General features: G+C 52.9%; 15 protein-coding genes. 8 read left to right on the top strand and 7 right to left on the bottom strand.

The window, feature by feature from the left end; all coding sequences use genetic code 11:
• Nucleotides 1-59: 59 nt before the first annotated feature.
• Both QUF14_RS21090 and glpD read right to left on the bottom strand, forming a co-directional pair.
• Nucleotides 60-1,040 carry an IS110-like element IS621 family transposase gene (locus QUF14_RS21090; RefSeq protein ID WP_000399629.1) on the bottom strand — a complete coding sequence of 327 codons (981 nt, stop codon included), beginning with the start codon at nt 1,038-1,040 and terminating at the stop codon, nt 60-62.
• 282 nt (nt 1,041-1,322) lie between these two features.
• Nucleotides 1,323-2,828 (bottom strand): glycerol-3-phosphate dehydrogenase, encoded by a 1,506-nt coding sequence (gene glpD / locus QUF14_RS21085; RefSeq protein ID WP_000448117.1) that lies wholly within the window; start codon nt 2,826-2,828, stop codon nt 1,323-1,325.
• A 189-nt stretch (nt 2,829-3,017) separates the two neighbouring features.
• Here glpD and glpE point away from each other — a divergent pair, with 189 nt between their 5' ends.
• Genes glpE through QUF14_RS21070 form a run of 3 tightly spaced genes read left to right on the top strand, consistent with a single transcriptional unit; the run spans nt 3,018 to nt 4,994 of the window.
• Nucleotides 3,018-3,344: a thiosulfate sulfurtransferase GlpE gene (glpE, locus tag QUF14_RS21080; RefSeq protein ID WP_000371928.1), complete on the top strand. Its 327-nt coding sequence runs from the start codon at nt 3,018-3,020 to the stop codon at nt 3,342-3,344.
• 44 nt (nt 3,345-3,388) lie between these two features.
• Nucleotides 3,389-4,219: a rhomboid family intramembrane serine protease GlpG gene (gene glpG, locus QUF14_RS21075; RefSeq protein WP_000928723.1), complete on the top strand. Its 831-nt coding sequence runs from the start codon at nt 3,389-3,391 to the stop codon at nt 4,217-4,219.
• A 16-nt stretch (nt 4,220-4,235) separates the two neighbouring features.
• Nucleotides 4,236-4,994 carry a DeoR/GlpR family transcriptional regulator gene (locus tag QUF14_RS21070; protein ID WP_000815098.1) on the top strand — a complete coding sequence of 253 codons (759 nt, stop codon included), beginning with the start codon at nt 4,236-4,238 and terminating at the stop codon, nt 4,992-4,994.
• Here QUF14_RS21070 and rtcR read toward each other — a convergent pair.
• Entirely contained in the window at nt 4,976-6,574 is a 1,599-nt protein-coding gene (rtcR, locus tag QUF14_RS21065) for a DNA-binding transcriptional regulator RtcR (protein ID WP_001232894.1), read from the bottom strand. The two genes, QUF14_RS21070 and rtcR, sit on opposite strands and share 19 nt — an antisense overlap.
• 187 nt (nt 6,575-6,761) lie before the next feature.
• On the opposite strand from rtcR, the gene rtcB reads away from it, so the two are divergent.
• Nucleotides 6,762-7,988, top strand: a complete 1,227-nt coding sequence (gene rtcB, locus QUF14_RS21060; protein ID WP_001105516.1) for an RNA-splicing ligase RtcB — start codon at nt 6,762-6,764, stop codon at nt 7,986-7,988.
• A gap of 3 nt (nt 7,989-7,991) precedes the next feature.
• Complete coding sequence (rtcA, locus tag QUF14_RS21055) at nt 7,992-9,008, top strand: RNA 3'-terminal phosphate cyclase (RefSeq protein WP_024211925.1); 1,017 nt, start codon at nt 7,992-7,994, stop codon at nt 9,006-9,008.
• Between the two features lie 42 nt (nt 9,009-9,050).
• Here the strand turns inward: rtcA and malT are convergent, their stop codons facing one another.
• The gene (malT, locus tag QUF14_RS21050) at nt 9,051-11,756 is read right to left on the bottom strand and encodes an HTH-type transcriptional regulator MalT (RefSeq protein WP_000907017.1); all 2,706 of its coding nucleotides are present in this window, start codon (nt 11,754-11,756) and stop codon (nt 9,051-9,053) included.
• Nucleotides 11,757-12,379: 623 nt separating this feature from the next.
• Between malT and malP the strand changes: the two genes are divergently transcribed.
• On the top strand, nt 12,380-14,773 hold the full coding sequence (gene malP, locus QUF14_RS21045; RefSeq protein ID WP_000081880.1) for a maltodextrin phosphorylase: 2,394 nt from the start codon (nt 12,380-12,382) through the stop codon (nt 14,771-14,773).
• A 9-nt stretch (nt 14,774-14,782) separates the two neighbouring features.
• Nucleotides 14,783-16,867, top strand: a complete 2,085-nt coding sequence (malQ, locus tag QUF14_RS21040; RefSeq protein ID WP_000444298.1) for a 4-alpha-glucanotransferase — start codon at nt 14,783-14,785, stop codon at nt 16,865-16,867.
• Nucleotides 16,868-16,911: 44 nt separating this feature from the next.
• Here malQ and gntT read toward each other — a convergent pair whose 3' ends face one another.
• The 3 genes from gntT to gntX all read right to left on the bottom strand — a co-directional run bounded on the left by gntT (nt 16,912) and on the right by gntX (nt 19,897).
• The gene (gntT, locus tag QUF14_RS21035; protein WP_100733697.1) at nt 16,912-18,228 is read right to left on the bottom strand and encodes a gluconate transporter; all 1,317 of its coding nucleotides are present in this window, start codon (nt 18,226-18,228) and stop codon (nt 16,912-16,914) included.
• Between the two features lie 351 nt (nt 18,229-18,579).
• On the bottom strand, nt 18,580-19,155 hold the full coding sequence (gene nfuA / locus QUF14_RS21030; RefSeq protein ID WP_000619389.1) for a Fe-S biogenesis protein NfuA: 576 nt from the start codon (nt 19,153-19,155) through the stop codon (nt 18,580-18,582).
• 58 nt (nt 19,156-19,213) lie between these two features.
• Nucleotides 19,214-19,897 (bottom strand): DNA utilization protein GntX, encoded by a 684-nt coding sequence (gene gntX / locus QUF14_RS21025; RefSeq protein WP_001355000.1) that lies wholly within the window; start codon nt 19,895-19,897, stop codon nt 19,214-19,216.
• Between the two features lie 37 nt (nt 19,898-19,934).
• Here gntX and bioH point away from each other — a divergent pair, with 37 nt between their 5' ends.
• The gene (bioH, locus tag QUF14_RS21020) at nt 19,935-20,705 is read left to right on the top strand and encodes a pimeloyl-ACP methyl ester esterase BioH (RefSeq protein ID WP_001060062.1); all 771 of its coding nucleotides are present in this window, start codon (nt 19,935-19,937) and stop codon (nt 20,703-20,705) included.
• Nucleotides 20,706-20,720 lie beyond the last annotated feature (15 nt).

Here is a 20,720-nt window from a genome sequence, read left to right as displayed (position 1 = left end):
TGCAGGCATGCCAGACACAGCGCCGTCAGGCGCTGTTTTTTTCATCCCTTCCGCGATTTTTACGCAGCTACCGGATTATGCCGTGACGCATCGAACGGTACGCCTGACTTCAGCACTCCATACGCCACCTGTGCCAGCTTGCGCATCATCGCGCCGAGAATCACTTTTCCTTTCTTGCCATTAGCCGCCAGACGGTCGCGGAACGCCCGTCCCCACTCAGTCTTACTGGTGGCTACCATTGCAGGCATATACAACGCCCTGCGAAGCGACACATGTCCGGCTTTACTCAACCGGCTTGCCCCTCTCACACTACTGCCTGATTCATAACGCCGTGGTGTCAGACCCGCAAAAGCGGCGAACTGTCTGGCATGGGCGAAGCGGTCCTTCAGACCGATATAAGCCAGTAATACCGCAGATGTTTTCTCTCCGATACCCGGGATACTTTCCAGCAGTTTCCTGCGGTGTTTCATATCCGGATCATCGTCTGTCAGGTCTTTTATCTGCTTCTCAAGACGCTTCAGCTCTGCTTCAAGCCACAGAAGGTGAGCATCAATGCTCGGTCTCTGGACTTCCCGCGCCGTTTCAGTGCGGTTCAGTTCCTGCGTGTGCATATCTGTCAGCGCCTGGTGGCGTACTACCAGGGCACGCAACGCGCGTTCAAGCGGGTGAGGCGCTTCCCAGGCTGCAGGGCGCTTCTGACGACAGAACTCTGCCAGCATGCGCGCATCCACGGTATCAGTCTTGTTACGCAGTCCTTCACTCTGAGCGAAAGCTTTACCCAACGCAGGATTAATGACTGACACTATGTAGCCTGCATCGTAAAGGCACTCTGCGACAGGTTCCATATAGGTGCCGGTCGCTTCGATGCAGATATGCGCATGGTCAATCTTGTGACCCTTCAGCCAGCTCACCAGCTCATCGTGCCCTTTAGTGGTGTTAGCGAATTTTTTGGTGCGATGACGACCATCAGGACGCAACACATCGACATCCAGTTTCTCTTTAGCGGTGTCGATACCGATATAATGAAGTTCATGTTCCATCGTGAAACCAACCTTGCAAATACGGATTACCGGGAAAACCGGTCCATGATACTGTCCGGTTTATCACTTTGGGAGAAAGGCAGTCCGCTGCATAAATCTACGCAACAGGTTGAAAACCTAAGGCCCGATACGGCATGCGGACTGCAGGCAGAGAAAACTGGCCGATTTTCTCTGCACAGGAGGGATAATACAAGGCCTGATAAGCGTAGCGCATCAGGCAGTTTTTTGTTTATCATCAGTCTCAGGTCAGATTGAAATCTGACCCGGCCACCTTACGTTAATTTACGACGCCAGAGACAACCTCTGCTGCGTATACTCCCCCAGCCACTGACTCACACGAGATTGTTGATCCGCATTCAGCCACATGCCTTGTTTTGTGCGACGCCACAGGGCATCGTCGGCGCGGCGGACCCATTCGTGGTCGACCAGATATTTCAGCTCTGCTTCGTAAAACTCATGCCCGAAATCCTCCCCAAGATCGCTTACCGCCCCCGCATTGCCGAGCAGCAGCTCGCTATTGCTGCCGTAAGTGCGCGCGTAGTGACGTGCCAGCGATTCAGTCAGGAACGGGTAACGGCGGCGCAGGCGGGCGGCGTAATCGTCGCGGTCGCCTTCAATGGCTCCGCCCGGCAGCACGCTCTCTTTCGTCCACGCTGGGCCAATGCCCTGATAATATGGCGTCAGTTTTTCCAGCGCGTGTTCCGCCAGTTTGCGGTAGGTGGTCAGCTTACCGCCGAATACCGATAACAGCGGTGCTTTGCCGTTTTCATCATGGATATCGAGCGTGTAATCACGGGTAATGGCCTGCGGCGAATCGGACTCATCATCACACAGTGGACGCACGCCGGAGTAGGTCCAGACGATATCATCCCGGCTTAGCGGCTTTTTAAAGTGCGCGTTATACACTTTCAGCAGGTAATTGATTTCACTCTCTTCAATCTTCACCGCTTTCGGATCGCCTTTATACTCCACATCGGTGGTGCCGATAATGGAAAACTCGTCCATCCACGGGATCACGAACACAATACGCTTATCTTCGTTTTGCAGAATGTAGGCCTGCTTTTGGGTATGCACGCGCGGCACCACAATATGGCTGCCTTTGATTAGGCGAATGCCATAAGGTGAGGGTAGATGCATCCCGTCGTCGAAGAACTGCTTCACCCACGGGCCGGTGGCGTTCACGAGGCCGCGCGCTTGCCAGCTGTATTTTTTGCCGGTATCGATATCTTCCGCTTCCACAATCCACAGGCCGTTTTCGCGGCGAGCAGAAGTGGCACGAGTACGGGTAAGCACTTCACCGCCTTTACGCACCACCATCTGGGCGTTGGCGAGTACCAGACGGGCGTCGTCTACCCAACAGTCGGAATATTCGAATCCGCGCTTAATTTCCGGTTTTAACACTGAATTTGCGCCAAAACGCAAACCGGTAGATCCCGGCAGGCTGGTACGCTTACCCAGATGATCGTACATAAACAGACCAATACGGATCATCCACGCCGGACGCAGATGCGGGCGATGCGGCAGGCGAAAACGCATCGGGAAAGCGATATGGGGGGCCATTTTCAGCAACACTTCACGTTCAGCCAGCGCCTCGCTGACCAGACGGAATTCATAGTGCTCAAGGTAGCGCAGGCCACCATGAATGAGTTTTGAACTGGCGGAAGAGGTCGCACAAGCGAGATCCTGCGCCTCCAGCATCAGCACGGATAAACCGCGTCCAGCGGCGTCTGCCGCGATACCAGCACCATTGATGCCGCCACCTATCACAATCAGATCTTTGGTTTCCATGCTGCCCTCATTCACTTTCGTTAAAGCTCATAAATGTTCGTTATCGAACATATTAGCAAAGAATCGCGCTTTGGGTAACATTGAAAAAACATTTTAGAGTGATATGTATAACATTATGGCGTTTATCTGCCGCTTCGACGTAAACTGTGCGGTAAATTTGCCCACTTGTTTGTAAAGAAAGAGAGACGCATGGATCAGTTCGAATGTATTAACGTTGCCGACGCGCACCAGAAGTTGCAGGAAAAAGAGGCGGTGCTGGTCGATATTCGCGATCCACAGAGTTTCGCTATGGGGCATGCGGTGCAGGCTTTCCATTTAACCAACGACACGCTGGGCGCGTTTATGCGTGATAACGACTTCGATACGCCAGTCATGGTGATGTGTTACCACGGTAATAGCAGCAAAGGCGCGGCGCAGTATCTGCTGCAACAGGGCTACGATGTGGTCTATAGCATTGATGGCGGCTTTGAAGCCTGGCAACGTCAGTTTCCCGCAGAGGTGGCGTACGGCGCGTAACGCTTTATACTGTCCCCTTTTGTGTGGAATAAGCGACAGCAACGATGTTGATGATTACCTCTTTTGCTAACCCCCGCGTGGCGCAGGCGTTTGTTGATTACATGGCGACGCAGGGTGTTATCCTCACGATTCAACAACATAACCAAAGCGATGTCTGGCTGGCGGATGAGTCCCAGGCCGAACGCGTGCGGGCGGAGCTGGCGCGTTTTCTCGAAAACCCGGCAGATCCGCGTTATCTGGCGGCCAGCTGGCAGGCGGGCCATACCGGCAGCGGCCTGCATTATCGCCGTTATCCCTTCTTTGCTGCCTTGCGTGAACGCGCAGGTCCGGTGACCTGGGTGATGATGATCGCCTGCGTGGTGGTGTTTATCGCCATGCAAATTCTCGGTGATCAGGAAGTGATGTTATGGCTGGCCTGGCCATTCGATCCGACATTGAAATTTGAGTTCTGGCGTTACTTCACTCATGCATTAATGCACTTCTCGCTGATGCATATCCTTTTTAACCTGCTCTGGTGGTGGTATCTCGGCGGCGCGGTGGAAAAACGTCTCGGTAGCGGTAAGCTAATTGTTATTACTCTGATTAGCGCCCTGTTAAGCGGCTATGTGCAGCAAAAATTCAGCGGGCCGTGGTTTGGCGGGCTTTCTGGCGTGGTGTATGCACTGATGGGGTACGTCTGGCTACGCGGCGAACGCGATCCGCAAAGTGGCATTTACCTGCAACGTGGGTTAATCATCTTTGCACTGATCTGGATTGTCGCCGGATGGTTTGATTTGTTTGGGATGTCGATGGCGAACGGAGCACACATCGCCGGGTTAGCCGTGGGTTTAGCGATGGCTTTTGTTGATTCGCTCAATGCGCGAAAACGAAAATAATTCCAGGGATTTATAAATGAAACAAACACAACGTCACAACGGTATTATTGAACTGGTTAAACAGCAGGGTTATGTCAGCACCGAAGAACTGGTGGAACACTTCTCCGTCAGTCCGCAGACTATTCGTCGTGACCTCAACGAGCTGGCGGAGCAAAACCTGATCCTGCGTCACCATGGCGGCGCGGCACTGCCTTCCAGTTCGGTTAACACGCCGTGGCACGATCGTAAGGCCACCCAGACCGAAGAAAAAGAGCGTATTGCCCGCAAAGTGGCGGAGCAAATTCCTAACGGCTCGACGCTGTTTATTGATATCGGCACCACGCCGGAAGCGGTGGCGCACGCGCTGCTTAATCACAGCAATTTGCGCATTGTGACCAACAATCTCAACGTCGCTAACACGCTGATGGTAAAAGAAGATTTTCGCATCATTCTTGCAGGTGGCGAATTACGCAGCCGCGATGGTGGGATCATTGGCGAAGCGACGCTCGATTTTATCTCCCAGTTCCGCCTCGACTTCGGGATTCTGGGGATCAGCGGCATCGATAGCGACGGCTCGCTGCTGGAGTTCGATTACCACGAAGTTCGCACCAAACGCGCTATTATTGAGAACTCGCGCCACGTTATGCTCGTTGTCGATCACTCGAAATTTGGCCGTAATGCGATGGTCAATATGGGCAGCATCAGCATGGTCGATGCCGTCTACACCGACGCCCCGCCACCAGCGAGCGTGATGCAGGTGCTGACAGACCATCATATTCAGCTGGAGCTGTGCTGATCCTGCACGGCTTCCCACGTCAGACCAAAACGCGCCAGGTATTTGCGTAGCCGATCCGCGTCGTTGACGCTGGCTTTGCCCTGGCGCGAAACATCAAAGAGTTCACGCCCGGCAGCGGAAAGCGACTTTGCCTGACGGCAAACGACGATAACGTTTTCCAGTTGCATGCGGTCAAAGAGATCGATGTTTTCCGCTTCAGCGCCCAGTAGCTGTGTAAGCACGGAAGGGCGGCTATCCTGCCAGTTATAGCGCAGACGGTTTATCTCATCTTCTACGGTTTCAAGGGTGATACGCCCACTATCGGCAAACGTCGCCATGCGTGTGACGCTGGCAGAAAGTTCGCGAAAGTTACCGCGCCATGCTGCCTGGGGAGATGTCGCAAAGGCCAGCCAGGCGCGCCTCGCTTCGGTGTTAAAACGTACGCTGTCGCCGGTGAGTGAGGCGTGGCGCTCCACTTCATAATCCAGGTTAGGTTCAATATCTTCCTGGCGCTGGCGTAGCCCCGGCAGGGTGAAGGTCCAGAGATTAATCCGCGCGTACAGGTCTTCGCGAAATTTGCCTTCGGCAACCAGCTGGCGCAAATCGCGCACCGTTCCGGCGATCAGCTGAAAATCACTGCTCACCTGGCGATCGCTGCCAAACGGGTAAAAGGTTTTCTCTTCAATAGCTTTTAGCAACATTGCCTGTTCGTCTGCGCCCAGTTCGCCAATCTCATCAAGAAACAACATGCCGCCGTTGGCGCTGCGTAATAACCCTTCACGAGATTCCCGCGCCCCGGTAAACGCGCCTTTCACATGACCAAACAGCGCGGACATGGCGGTATCGCCACGCAGAGTGGCGCAGTTCACTTCCACAAACTCGCCGCAAAACTGATGCCGCGCCTGTTTTAACTCGAAGATGCGTCGTGCCAGAAATGACTTACCCGCACCGGTCGGGCCGTTAAGCAGGATCGGTGCGCGGGATTTGATCGCCACTTTTTCGATCTGCTCAATCATGCGGTTGAAGTGGGCGTTACGCGTGGCAATGCCGGATTTGAGGAAATCGAGGGTTTGCTGGCGTTCTTCGGCAAAGCGGCTGGCAATAGCGTTATAACGGCTTAAATCGAGATCGATAATCGTCACCGCACCAGGGCTGTTGGGCTGTTCTTTTTTACGCGGTGGCGAAGATTGTATTAACCTGGCGGGCAGGTAACGCGCTTCCGCCAGTAGAAACCAGCAAATTTGCGCGACGTGGGTACCGGTGGTGATGTGAATTAAATAGTCTTCTTTATCAGGTTCGAACGCGTAACCACGGGCGAAATCATGCAGGCAGGCGTAAACCTCCTCGAAATCCCACGGGTTATGCAGTTCAATCTCAACGCTCACCACTTCTGTTTCTGGCGAAACATTGGCGATATCGCGTTTAAGCGTTTCAAACAGCGAGCGTGAGCGGGCGTCGTGCAATAATTCCAGTCGATCGATGACTAACGATTCTTGCTGGCATAGACAGAGTGACGGACGCCATTTCGACCATCGCTGACTGCCGCGCCCGGCATAATCCAGTACGGTGCCGACAAAGCCAAAAGCCACTGTTTTACGCATCTTAGATATCCTTATAAAAGACGATATTTCATTATCGGCGAATTGGCTTTGCGGGAAATCTCCGTTTACGGATGTAAAGATTTAATCTATTAAAAACAATTAGTTAAGAAATTAATCTACTCATTTAATTTTCTGGCACGACGGTTGCAATTATCTGGACAGCAAACAACGAAAAGAGAAAAACAAAATGAATTACGAATTACTGACCACTGAAAATGTCCCGGTAAAAATGTGGACCAAAGGCGTACCGGTAGAAGACGATGCGCGTCAGCAACTGATAAATACGGCGAAGATGCCGTTTATTTTCAAACATATTGCGGTAATGCCTGATGTACATCTGGGTAAAGGTTCCACCATTGGTAGCGTGATCCCGACCAAAGGGGCGATTATTCCGGCGGCGGTGGGGGTAGATATCGGTTGTGGAATGAACGCACTGCGAACTGCGTTAACGGCGGCTGACCTGCCTGAAAACCTGGCGGAGTTGCGTCAGGCGATTGAAGCTGCCGTGCCGCACGGACGTTCCAATAATCGTAGCCGTCGTGATAAAGGCGCATGGGAGAATCCGCCTGTTAACGTCGATGCGAAATGGGCTGAGCTTGAAGCCGGTTATCAGTGGTTAACGCAAAAATATCCGCGTTTCCTTAATACCAATAACTATAAACACTTGGGAACGCTGGGAACGGGAAACCACTTTATTGAAATCTGCCTTGATGAGTCGGATCAGGTGTGGATTATGCTGCACTCCGGTTCACGCGGAATTGGTAATGCCATCGGGACTTACTTTATCGATCTGGCGCAAAAAGAGATGCAGGAAACGCTTGAAACGTTGCCATCGCGTGACCTGGCGTACTTTCTGGAAGGTACGGAATACTTTGATGATTACCTGAAAGCGGTGGCCTGGGCGCAGCTTTTTGCCAGCCTTAACCGCGATGCGATGATGGAAAACGTGGTAACGGCGTTGCAGAGCGTTACGCAGAAAACGGTAAGACAGCCACAAACGCTGGCGATGGAAGAGATCAACTGTCACCACAACTATGTGCAAAAAGAACAGCACTTTGGCGAAGAGATCTATGTGACGCGTAAAGGCGCGGTGTCTGCGCGTGCTGGTCAATATGGAATTATTCCCGGTTCGATGGGGGCGAAAAGCTTTATTGTCCGTGGGCTGGGAAATGAAGAGTCGTTCTGTTCGTGCAGCCACGGTGCCGGGCGGGTAATGAGCCGTACTAAAGCGAAAAAACTGTTCAGCGTGGAAGATCAAATTCGTGCCACCGCGCATGTGGAATGCCGTAAAGATGCCGAAGTGATCGACGAAATCCCGATGGCGTATAAAGATATCGACGCGGTGATGGCGGCACAAAGCGATCTGGTGGAAGTTATCTATACCCTGCGTCAGGTGGTGTGTGTAAAAGGATAAATGATGAAAAGGATGATTGCGCTGGATGGCGCACAGGGCGAAGGCGGCGGGCAGATCCTGCGCTCGGCGCTGAGTCTGTCGATGATAACCGGCCAGCCATTTACCATCACCGGCATTCGCGCCGGGCGGGCGAAACCGGGGCTGTTGCGCCAGCATCTGACGGCTGTAAAGGCGGCGACGGAAATTTGCGGAGCAACGGTGGAGGGTGCGGAGCTGGGGGCGCAGCGTCTGGTCTTCCGGCCCGGTACCGTGCGCGGTGGCGACTACCGCTTTGCTATTGGTAGCGCCGGAAGTTGCACGCTGGTACTACAAACGGTACTGCCCGCGCTGTGGTTTGCCGATGGTCCTTCGCGTGTTGAAGTGAGCGGAGGTACCGATAACCCGTCGGCCCCGCCTGCGGATTTTATCCGCCGGGTGCTGGAGCCGCTGCTGGCAAAAATAGGAATTCATCAGCAAACCACGCTGTTACGTCACGGTTTTTATCCTGCCGGAGGCGGGGTGGTGGCGACGGAAGTCTCGCCCGTGGCATCGTTTAACACTTTGCAACTTGGCGAGCGCGGGAACATTGTGCAGATGCGTGGAGAGGTGCTACTGGCTGGTGTGCCACGCCATGTCGCTGAGCGTGAAATCGCTACGCTGGCGGGTAGTTTTTCCCTGCATGAGCAAAATATTCATAACCTGCCGCGCGACCAGGGGCCGGGTAATACCGTCTCGCTTGAAGTCGAAAGTGAAAATATCACTGAACGCTTTTTTGTCGTCGGTGAAAAGCGCGTCAGTGCCGAAGTGGTGGCTGCGCAGTTAGTGCAAGAGGTGAAACGTTACCTGGCGAGCCCGGCGGCGGTGGGGGAATATCTCGCCGACCAGTTGGTGCTACCGATGGCGCTGGCGGGCGCGGGAGAATTTACGGTCGCCCATCCCTCATGCCATCTGCTGACCAATATCGCGGTGGTGGAGCGTTTCTTGCCAGTGCGGTTTAGTCTGGTGGAGGCGGATGGCGTAATGCGGGTGAGCATTGAATGATATAAAGATGTAAGCCGGATCCGACGTATTATCCGGCTAAACTCACACCCCATATCCCATCATCTTCAGCAGTTTCTGCGCGTGTTGTACCGCGGCCTGACGGTGGGCGACACCGAGTTTTTGGTACAGATTGCGGATATGCGTCTTGATGGTGGTCGCTGCCACCTCCAGTTCGCCTGCAATTTGCTCGTTGCTGTAACCGGAGTAAATCAGCCCCAGGACCTGCCATTCACGTTGCGTCAGCGGGCTGGTGCGGATCAGTTCTGGCACTTCCGGATGATTTAGCAGACGTTCAACGAAATTCTCATCGAAATGGGCGAATTTATGCCGATGATGTTGATTGATTTCTCGCAGAATACGCTGGGCGCGGTGCTGTTCCAGCTCAGGCAACGTATTGAGTTGAATCAGTTGGCGTAACTGTTGCGCCATCGCTTCGCCTTCGATGACAAAGTGACTGATAAATCCGGTACGATTCGCCAGTTTTAATGCCTCCAGCAACACACGCTGGGCATCATTTTTGCGACCGGCCTGCCAGTATAGTTGATTAAGCAGCAACAGGTTACGGTTGAGATCGCTCATTAACCGCAGACTGCGGGCGTTTTCATTGAGTTCTTCAAGAACAATTTCTGCCGGTTCAAACTCGCCCAGCAATATTTGTGCACGGGCGATGTTGCGCCATTGACCTTGCAGGAAGTGGTTATTCGCAAACTCCGGTTTGGCTGTGTGACGCAACCAGTTGGCGGCGGCAGCTTTGTCGCCGGTCATTTGCCAGTAAATGACCCGGACTTTGTTGGCGTTAGAGATCCAGTCGCTGTGATATTTGCCATTCCCCAGCAGGTTTTCCAGACGGTTAAGCTGGCTACGGGCGTTATCTAAATCACCACGGGCCAGCGAGCATTGAATCAACATTGCCAGGCACTGGAGCTGTTGCTGTGGTTGATAAGATGACAAAACTTCAATCCCGCTGCGTGCCGATGCCTCGGCTTCGTCCAGCCGTGCCCAGGCCCATAACAGTTGAGCTCGGATACGTACCAGAAATTCATGCATTGGCAGCTGTTCCAGATGCTGCTCGTTGATCAGCTGGAACGCTTTTTCCTGCGTTTCCCACGCGGTTTGCAGAAAACCCTGAGCAAACAGAATTTCGCTTTGCTGGATTAAACTCCACAAAGCGTAGTGCCAGACATCGTGCTGGCGTGCCATCTGTTCGGTTTGCTGCATTAACGCCAGTGAGCGGGTCAGTTCCCCTTTGCAGTGCAATACTTCACCCAACACCGAAGTTGCTACAATGCGGCTGTAGAACCAGCCGGGAGGCAGTTCTTCCAGTGCCAGTTTTGCCAGCCGTTCAGCTTCATCCGGGTTACCATCGTTAATTGCCACCTGGGCGCGCAGAGCATTAAATTCTGCGTGCATAGTGCCTTCTCTGATGTCTTTGATTTCATGTTCAGCACGAGCCAGCAGGGTGTTTACTTCGCCGTAGCGATGCTGGCTTTGCATCAGCCACGCTTGTAATAACACCAACTGCGGATTTTCCAGCAAACTCTCCCATGGCAGGGCTTTAAGTGACTCTTCAAGTAGCGAAAGTTCGCTGTGGTTGAACAAACTCCAGGCGTGATTAAGCAGAATATCGCGCAGCATCAGCGCATCGCCTGCCGCCAGCGCATGATGAATCGCTTCGCTGGGGAATCCCTGGGCCATCCAGCTTTCTGCTGCGGCACTGTGGATTTTCGGCAGCTCAGCCGCCAGTTCCCACTGGCAGCGCTGGCGCAGGAAGTTGCCAAACAGCGGGTGATAGCAGAACCACTCGCCGCTATCATCCATCCGCTGTAAAAACAGCCCCTGACGCTCAATCTCTTCGAGGCGCATTTGCCCGTTTTCTTCGCCGGTCACACGAGTGATGAGTGCATCGTTCATTGAGCGCAAAATGGCGCTTTTCAACAGAAAATGGCGCGTTGCGAGATCGACGTTGTCCAAAACCTCATCGACCAGATAATCCGAAAGATGACTGGCATTGATTCCCGCCAGGCGACGTGCCGACTTATGGGCTGAGTGGGTATTCTGCCGGGCGGAGAGGGCAATTAACTGTAGCGCAGTCGCCCAACCGGAAACGTCATCGCAAATCCGACTGCTTTCTGCGGCTTCAATCGGCGATGACAGGCGGCAATCAAAAAACTGCTTCGCTTCCTGGTGGGTAAACGCCAGTTGCTGACTGCCAATTTCCAGCAGTTGGTCGCGAACACGCAGATTGGCAATGCCCAGTTGCGGAAGATTGCGTGACAGCACCACCAGGGTGAGATTTTCTGGTTGATGGCGAATAAAGAAGCGCATTGACTCGTGGATCACCGGATTAGTGATCAGATGGTAGTCATCGATGACCAGATAAAGTGGGCTATGCCATTCCGCCAGCTCAATGAAAAGCTGGGCAAAGAGTGACGTCAGGCTGGCATATTGCCGTTTTTGCGCCATCGTCTCACAAATCGCACAGTGACCGTTGGTTGCCTGTTGCACGGCGGCAATGAAATAGCTGGCGAAACGCTCTTGCTGGTTATCGCCCTCATCCAGCGAGTACCAGCCCAAATCGTTTTTGCCTGCCGCCCATTGAGAAATGAGCGTGGTTTTTCCGTAGCCCGCAGGACTCGTGATCAGCGCCAGCCGGAAGTTGTTCGCGCCGGAAAGTTTAGCCAGCAGGCGCTCACGAACCACGGTATGGTCGAGTCGAACCGGACGACTTAATTTTGACGGAATCAGCATAGTTAATCACTTCACTGTGGAAAATGAGGAAATATTATTTTTTTTGCGCTTCGTAATTAATGGTTATAAGGTCGGCCAGAAACCCTTCTAATGCAAGCGATGACGTTTTTTTATGTGTCTGAATTTGCACTGTGTCACAATTCCAAATGTTTATTAACAACTCACCTAATAACGACGCTGATGCAGCGAGAATACTGGGTTTTACGGTATTTTCCTCATGTTCATCAGTTTCATTTAAGCAAGGGAGTCTTCTCAATTCCTGATGAAAGAGCCATCTAAAAAGAGGATCTTAATAAACCTATTAAGAATGAGATGGAGCAAACTGGATGTTTTACTTATGAAACTGTTTCACTCCTTTACTTAATTTATAGAGTTACCTTCCGCCTTTTGAAAATACACAACGGCCATTTTTTGCACTTAGATACAGATTTTCTGCGCTGTATGGCATTGATTTGCTGCTAATCCTGTGGATTGCACTAGGTTTAAGTGGTCGAGATCACATTTCCTTGCTCATCCCCGCAACTCCTCCCTGCCTAATCCCCCGCAGGATGAGGAAGGTCAACATCGAGCCTGGCAAACTAGCGATAACGTTGTGTTGAAAATCTAAGAAAAGTGGAACTCCTATGTCACAACCTATTTTTAACGATAAGCAATTTCAGGAAGCGCTTTCACGTCAGTGGCAGCGTTATGGCTTAAATTCTGCGGCTGAAATGACCCCTCGCCAGTGGTGGCTGGCAGTGAGTGAAGCCCTGGCGGAAATGCTACGTGCCCAGCCATTCGCTAAACCGGTGGCCAATCAGCGACATGTTAACTACATCTCAATGGAGTTTTTGATTGGACGCCTGACGGGTAACAACCTGTTGAATCTTGGCTGGTATCAGGATGTACAGGATTCGTTGAAGGCTTATGACATCAACCTGACTGACCTGCTGGAAGAAGAGATCGACCCGGCGCTGGGTAACGGTGGTCTGGGACGTCTGGCTGCGTGCTTCCTCGACTCAATGGCAACTGTCGGTCAGTCTGCGACGGGTTATGGTCTTAACTATCAATATGGCTTGTTCCGCCAGTCTTTTGTCGATGGCAAACAGGTTGAAGCGCCGGATGACTGGCATCGCGGTAACTACCCGTGGTTCCGCCACAACGAAGCACTGGATGTGCAGGTAGGAATTGGCGGTAAAGTGACGAAAGACGGACGCTGGGAGCCGGAATTTACCATTACCGGTCAAGCGTGGGATCTTCCCGTTGTCGGTTATCGTAATGGCGTGGCGCAGCCGCTGCGTCTGTGGCAGGCGACGCATGCGCATCCGTTTGATCTGACAAAATTTAACGACGGTGATTTCCTGCGTGCCGAACAACAGGGCATCAACGCGGAAAAACTGACCAAAGTTCTCTATCCAAACGACAACCATACTGCCGGTAAAAAGCTGCGCCTGATGCAGCAATACTTCCAGTGTGCTTGTTCGGTAGCGGATATTCTGCGTCGCCATCATTTGGCGGGGCGTAAACTGCACGAGCTGGCAGATTACGAAGTTATTCAGCTGAACGATACCCACCCGACTATCGCGATTCCAGAGCTGCTGCGCGTGCTGATTGATGAGCATCAGATGAGCTGGGATGACGCCTGGGCCATCACCAGCAAAACTTTTGCTTACACCAACCATACCCTTATGCCAGAAGCGCTGGAACGCTGGGATGTGAAGCTAGTGAAAGGCTTACTGCCGCGCCACATGCAGATTATTAACGAAATCAATACTCGCTTTAAAACGCTGGTGGAGAAAACCTGGCCGGGCGATGACAAAGTGTGGGCCAAACTGGCGGTGGTGCACGACAAACAGGTGCATATGGCGAACCTGTGTGTAGTTGGCGGTTTCGCGGTGAACGGTGTAGCGGCGCTGCATTCAGATCTGGTGGTGAAAGATCTGTTCCCGGAATATCACCAGCTGTGGCCGAACAAATTCCATAACGTCACCAATGGTATTACCCCTCGTCGCTGGATCAAACAGTGCAACCCGGCACTTGCGGCTCTGTTGGATAAATCACTGGAAAAAGAGTGGGCTAACGATCTCGATCAACTGATCAATCTGGAAAAATTCGCTGATGACGCGAAATTCCGTCAGCAATATCGCGAGATCAAGCAGGCGAATAAAGTCCGTCTGGCGGAGTTTGTGAAAGTTCGTACCGGTATTGAGATCAATCCTCAGGCGATTTTCGATATTCAGATCAAACGCTTGCATGAGTACAAACGTCAGCACCTGAATCTGCTGCATATTCTGGCGTTGTACAAAGAGATTCGTGAAAACCCGCAGGCTGACCGCGTACCGCGCGTCTTCCTCTTCGGCGCGAAAGCGGCACCGGGCTACTACCTGGCGAAGAATATTATCTTTGCGATCAACAAAGTGGCTGATGTGATCAACAACGATCCACAGGTTGGCGATAAGTTGAAGGTGGTGTTCCTGCCGGATTATTGCGTTTCGGCGGCGGAAAAACTGATCCCGGCGGCGGATATCTCCGAACAAATTTCGACTGCAGGTAAAGAAGCTTCCGGTACCGGCAATATGAAACTGGCGCTCAATGGTGCGCTTACTGTCGGTACGCTGGATGGTGCTAACGTCGAAATCGCCGAAAAAGTTGGTGAAGAAAATATCTTTATTTTTGGTCATACCGTGGAACAAGTGAAGGCAATTCTGGCCAAAGGCTACGACCCGGTGAAATGGCGGAAGAAAGATAAGGTGCTGGACGCAGTATTGAAAGAGCTGGAAAGCGGTAAATACAGCGACGGCGATAAGCATGCCTTCGACCAGATGCTGCACAGTATCGGCAAACAGGGCGGCGATCCGTATCTGGTAATGGCGGATTTCGCAGCCTATGTAGAGGCACAAAAGCAGGTGGATGTGCTGTACCGCGACCAGGAGGCCTGGACTCGCGCGGCGATCCTCAATACCGCCCGCTGCGGTATGTTTAGCTCGGATCGCTCTATTCGCGATTATCAGGCTCGTATCTGGCAGGCAAAACGCTAAGGAAGCTCGATGGAAAGCAAACGTCTGGATAATGCCGCGCTGGCGGCGGGGATCAGCCCCAATTACATCAATGCCCACGGTAAACCGCAGTCGATTAGCGCCGAAACCAAACGGCGTTTGCTTGACGCGATGCATCAACGTATCGCCACGAAAGTGGCGGTAACGCCAGTCCCGAATGTCATGGTCTATATCAGCGGCAAAAAAATGCCGATGGCGGTGGAGGGCAGCGGCGAGTATAGCTGGCTGCTGACCACTGAAGAAGGAACGCAGTACAAAGGCCATGTAACGGGGGGCAAAGCGTTCAATTTACCGACGAAGTTGCCGGAAGGTTATCACACGTTGACACTCACCCAGGACGACCAGCGCGCGCATTGTCGGGTGATTGTCGCCCCGAAACGCTGTTACGAACCGCAGGCGTTGCTGAATAAACAAAAACTGTGGGGCGCCTGCGTCCAGCTTTATACGCTGCGATCGGAAAAAAACTGGGGTATTGGGGATTTTGGCGATCTCAAAGTGATGCTGGTGGATGTGGCAAAACGTGGCGGGGCTTTCATCGGTCTGAACCCGATTCATGCGCTCTATCCGGCAAATCCGGAAAGTGCCAGTCCGTATAGCCCGTCTTCTCGTCGCTGGCTAAATGTGGTTTATATCGACGTTAACGCCGTCGAAGATTTCCATCTTAGCGAAGAGGCTCAGGCCTGGTGGCAGTTACCGACCACGCAACAGACGCTGCAACAGGCACGGGATGCCGACTGGGTCGATTACTCCACCGTTACTGCGCTGAAAATGACAGCATTGCGGATGGCGTGGAAAGGTTTTGCGCAACGTGATGATGAGCAGATGGCCGCGTTTCGCCAGTTTGTTGCAGAGCAGGGCGACAGCCTGTTCTGGCAGGCGGCGTTTGACGCGTTACATGCCCAGCAAGTGAAAGAAGACGAAATGCGCTGGGGCTGGCCTGCATGGCCAGAGATGTATCAGAACGTGGATTCACCAGAAGTGCGTCAGTTCTGCGAAGAACATCGTGATGACGTCGATTTTTATCTCTGGTTGCAGTGGCTGGCTTACTGCCAGTTTGCCGCCTGCTGGGAGATAAGCCAGGGCCATGAAATGCCGATTGGCTTGTACCGTGATCTGGCGGTTGGCGTAGCAGAGGGTGGAGCAGAAACCTGGTGCGACCGGGAGTTGTATTGCCTGAAAGCGTCGGTGGGCGCACCGCCGGATATCCTCGGCCCGTTGGGGCAGAACTGGGGATTGCCGCCGATGGATCCGCATATCATCACCGCGCGTGCCTATGAACCGTTTATCGAGCTGTTGCGTGCCAATATGCAAAACTGCGGCGCGTTGCGAATTGACCATGTGATGTCGATGCTGCGTTTGTGGTGGATACCGTATGGCGAGACGGCAGATCAGGGCGCGTATGTTCACTATCCGGTAGATGATCTGCTCTCGATTCTGGCACTCGAAAGTAAGCGCCATCGCTGCATGGTGATTGGTGAAGACCTCGGCACTGTACCGGTAGAGATTGTCGGTAAACTGCGCAGCAGCGGTGTGTACTCCTACAAAGTGCTCTATTTCGAAAGTGACCACGAGAAGACATTCCGCGCGCCGAAAGCGTATCCGGAGCAGTCGATGGCGGTTGCGGCGACACACGACCTGCCTACACTGCGTGGCTACTGGGAGAGCGGGGATTTAACACTGGGCAAAACGCTGGGGCTGTACCCGGATGAAGTGGTATTGCGCGGTCTGTATCAGGATCGCGAACTGGCGAAGCAAGGGTTACTGGATGCACTGCATAAACATGGTTGCCTGCCAAAACGTGCGGGGCATAAGGCATCGTTAATGTCGATGACGCCGATGCTTAATCGTGGTTTGCAACGTTACATCGCTGATAGTAACAGTGCTCTGTTAGGGCTACAGCCAGAAGACTGGCTGGATATGGCCGAACCGGTAAATATTCCCGGAACCAGTTACCAGTATAAAAACTGGCGACGTAAGCTTTCTGCAACGCTTGAGTCGATGTTTGCCGATGATGGCGTGAACAAGTTGCTGAAGGATTTGGACAGACGGCGCAGAGCGGCTGCGAAGAAGCAGTAGAGAGCGGTTGATGCCGGATGCGATGCATCCGGCAGTCAGTGTTATCAAATCACCATATTCAGCAGCAGACAGCCTACCAGACCGCACACCGAGATAATGGTTTCCAGCATCGACCAGGACTTGATGGTCTCGCCGATAGTCAGGTTAAAGTACTCTTTGAACAGCCAGAAGCCCGGATCGTTCACGTGAGAGAAAATCACACTACCGGAACCAACCGCAATAACCATCAGTTCCGGGCTAACACCCGTCGTTGCAATTAGTGGTGCCGCGATACCCCCCGCAGTGATTGCCGCAACGGTTGCGGAACCCAGCGCGATACGCAGTACGGCGGCAATCGACCAGGCCATCAGCAGCGGAGAAATGTTGGTTTCGTGCATCATGGAAGCAATGTATTTGTCCACGCCGCTGTCTACCAGCACCTGCTTGAACGCACCGCCACCACCGATGATCAACAGCATCATCGCGATGATTTTGATGGAAGAAACCAGTGTGTCGTTAATCTGATCCATTGAACGACCACGGTTCAGACCAAAGGTGAACATCGCAATCAGCACGGCAATCAGCGTTGCCATTACCGGGTCACCGAGGAACTCCGCCACCGGCAGGAAAGCGTGACCTTTCGGCAGGATCATTTCGGCAATTGCACGCATCGCCATCAGCACAACCGGCACCAGAGAAGTCCAGACGCTGACGCCAAAGCTTGGCATCTCTTCTTCGCTGAAGGTTTTCGCGCTGTACAGACCTTCCGGGATTGGCTTATCGATACCTTTCAGCACGCGAGCGTAAACCGGACCCGCGAGAATAACGGTCGGGATTGCCAGAATAGCTCCGTACAGCAGGGTCTTACCCATATCGGCATTGAAAATGGTGGCAATCGCAGTTGGGCCCGGATGTGGCGGCAGGAAGCCGTGGGTCACAGACAGCGCAGCCGCCATTGGTACACCAACATACAGCAGCGGAATATTCGCGGAAGCCGCGATGGTAAACACCAGCGGCAGCATTAGCACGAAGCCCACTTCATAGAACAGGGCAAAACCGACAGTAAAACCGGTTAACACTACCGCCCATTGGATGTGTTTTTTACCAAATTTGGCAATCAGCGTGGTGGCGATACGTTGTGCACCACCGCAGTCTGCCAGCATTTTGCCCAGCATCGCGCCAAAACCCATGATCAGGGCAAGGCTACCGAGCGTCCCGCCGACACCAGCTTTGATGGAGCCAATAACTTTATCCAGCGGCATTCCCTGCATTAATCCAACAGCAAGCGCCACGAGGACGAGAGCGATGAATCCGTTCATTTTGAAGCGGATCATCAGGAGCAACAACAAGATTACACCGATAGCAACAATGACTAATGGCATGATTTACCTGGCCTTTCATTTGTTATGGGTAACGTCAATTTTCTGACGACAAACTCTAATTATCCCAATCGGGAACAGAGATATTGCGGCACTACGACTGATACCCACTAAAACTAATTATTGTAGTCAGATGTCAGGAGTATGTTTGGTACCCACGTGAATGATACGGGTAACATCTGGCGTTTGAGAATCACCAGAGCGGGGTAAATTTAAATTATGAGAGGTTGGTCATATTATCGCGGGGAAACGTAGGGACTGGATTTGCCGAGGCAATGTAGCGCCAACGCCTGGCAGACGGCCCGATAAGAAGCTTTAGCGTCGCATCGGGCAATCTATAAAAGAGAGGATAACTTAGTAGTAAGAGTGTTCGCCGCGCTGGTGTTCGGTGAGATCGCGTACACCTTTCAGCTCCGGGAATTCGTTCAGCAGCTGCTTTTCGATCCCTTCTTTCAGCGTCACATCGACCATTGAACAACCGTTACAACCGCCGCCAAATTGCAGAATGGCGTAACCGTCTTCGGTGATTTCCATCAGCGAAACGCGACCACCGTGACCGGCAAGCTGTGGGTTGATCTGCGACTGCAGCATATACTCCACGCGCTCCATCAGCGGCGCATCGTCAGCTACTTTGCGCATTTTGGCGTTTGGGGCTTTCAGCGTCAGCTGAGAACCCAACTGGTCGGTAACAAAGTCGATCTCTGCATCTTCCAGGTAAGGCGCGCTTAACTCATCAACATACGCGGTCAGCAGGTCAAATTTCAGGGCAGTGTCGGTGGCTTCCACAGCGTCCGGCGGACAATAAGAAACACCACATTCAGCGTTAGGCGTGCCAGGGTTAATCACAAATACGCGGATTTGTGTCCCTTCTTCCTGATTTGCCAGCAGTTTGGCAAAGTGCGCTTGTGCAGCATCGGAAATACGGATCATAGTAATGGCCTAATAGTTGACTATTTTAGTTGGTTATAATACGCCCATCATCGAGGCTCTACAAGGTTCGACAAAGGCACCAGACCTGGACAGTCGCCGCACCATTGCGTAAAAGCAACTGCGCAATCTCTGCGACGGTACTTCCGGTGGTAACGACATCATCCACTATCACCATATGGCGACCTTGCACCGGCAATTCAAGGCGAAAGGCATTTTTCAGGTTGCGTTTGCGCAGCCGGGCGCTAAGAAAATGCTGGGTCGCAGTGGCCCGTGTACGTGTGACGGCTTCGCTATCCCATTGGCAGTGCAACCAGCGTGATAACGGCTGACACAGCAAATCGCTCTGATTAAATCCCCGACGCCAGTGACGCCGCTGCCATAACGGCACGCTGATGATGCGGTCCGGCAATTGCAAACCGGTGGCGCGACGAGCGTGTAAGACTTCCAATAGTAACAGACGTGACAGGGCGCTGGCGATTTCGCAACGCCGGGAAAACTTAAGCTGGTGGATGAGCGGACTTAACGGTGGTGCATAGTCGGCAACCGTGACCAGTCTTTGCCACGGCGGTGGTTTTTGCAGGCAGCGACCACAGGGAAGATGGGAGTGTGTTGCGGGTAATCCACATTGTGGGCATAACGTTTTATCTGTACGGGTGGCGCGAGAGCATACCGAACAAATCCCCCAATGACCTAACGCCAGGGGCATTCGGCATAGCCAGCATAATCCCGGTACTGTTAGCATATGTTCATCCTTGTAAGTAAAAAGAGAACAATAGCGGATGAATAACATCTGGTGGCAGACCAAAGGTCAGGGGAATGTTCATCTTGTGCTGCTGCACGGATGGGGACTGAATGCCGAAGTGTGGCGTTGCATTGATGAGGAACTTAGCTCGCATTTTACGCTGCATCTCGTTGATCTGCCCGGCTTCGGGCGCAGCCAGGGATTTGGTGCGATGTCACTTGCTGATATGGCTGAAGTCGTGCTGCGACAAGCGCCGGACAAAGCTATCTGGTTAGGCTGGAGTTTGGGCGGACTGGTGGCAAGCCAGATTGCGTTAACCCATCCCGAGCGGGTTCAGGCGCTGGTCACCGTGGCGTCGTCGCCATGTTTTAGTGCTCGTGACGATTGGCCGGGGATCAAACCGGACGTGCTGGCAGGTTTCCAGCAGCAACTCAGTGAAGATTTTCAGCGCACGGTAGAACGGTTCCTTGCGTTACAAACCATGGGTACAGAAACGGCACGCCAGGATGCGCGAGCGCTGAAGAAAACCGTTCTGGCGCTGCCGATGCCGAAGGTTGACGTGCTCAATGGTGGGCTGGAAATACTGAAAACGGTCGATCTCCGCCAGCCGCTGCAAAACGTGTCCATGCCGTTTTTGCGATTGTATGGCTATCTCGATGGTCTGGTGCCGCGCAAAGTGGTGCCGATGCTGGATAAACTCTGGCCACACAGCGAGTCGTACATCTTCGCCAAAGCGGCCCATGCGCCGTTTATTTCGCATCCGGACGAGTTTTGTCACCTGCTGGTGGCGTTGAAGCAGAGGGTGTAGACAGCTGTTGAAATG

It is taken from the genome of Escherichia sp. HH091_1A (assembly GCF_030295175.1).
GTDB lineage: Bacteria > Pseudomonadota > Gammaproteobacteria > Enterobacterales > Enterobacteriaceae > Escherichia > Escherichia coli_F.
This window is presented reverse-complemented; position numbering and strand designations above follow the sequence as displayed.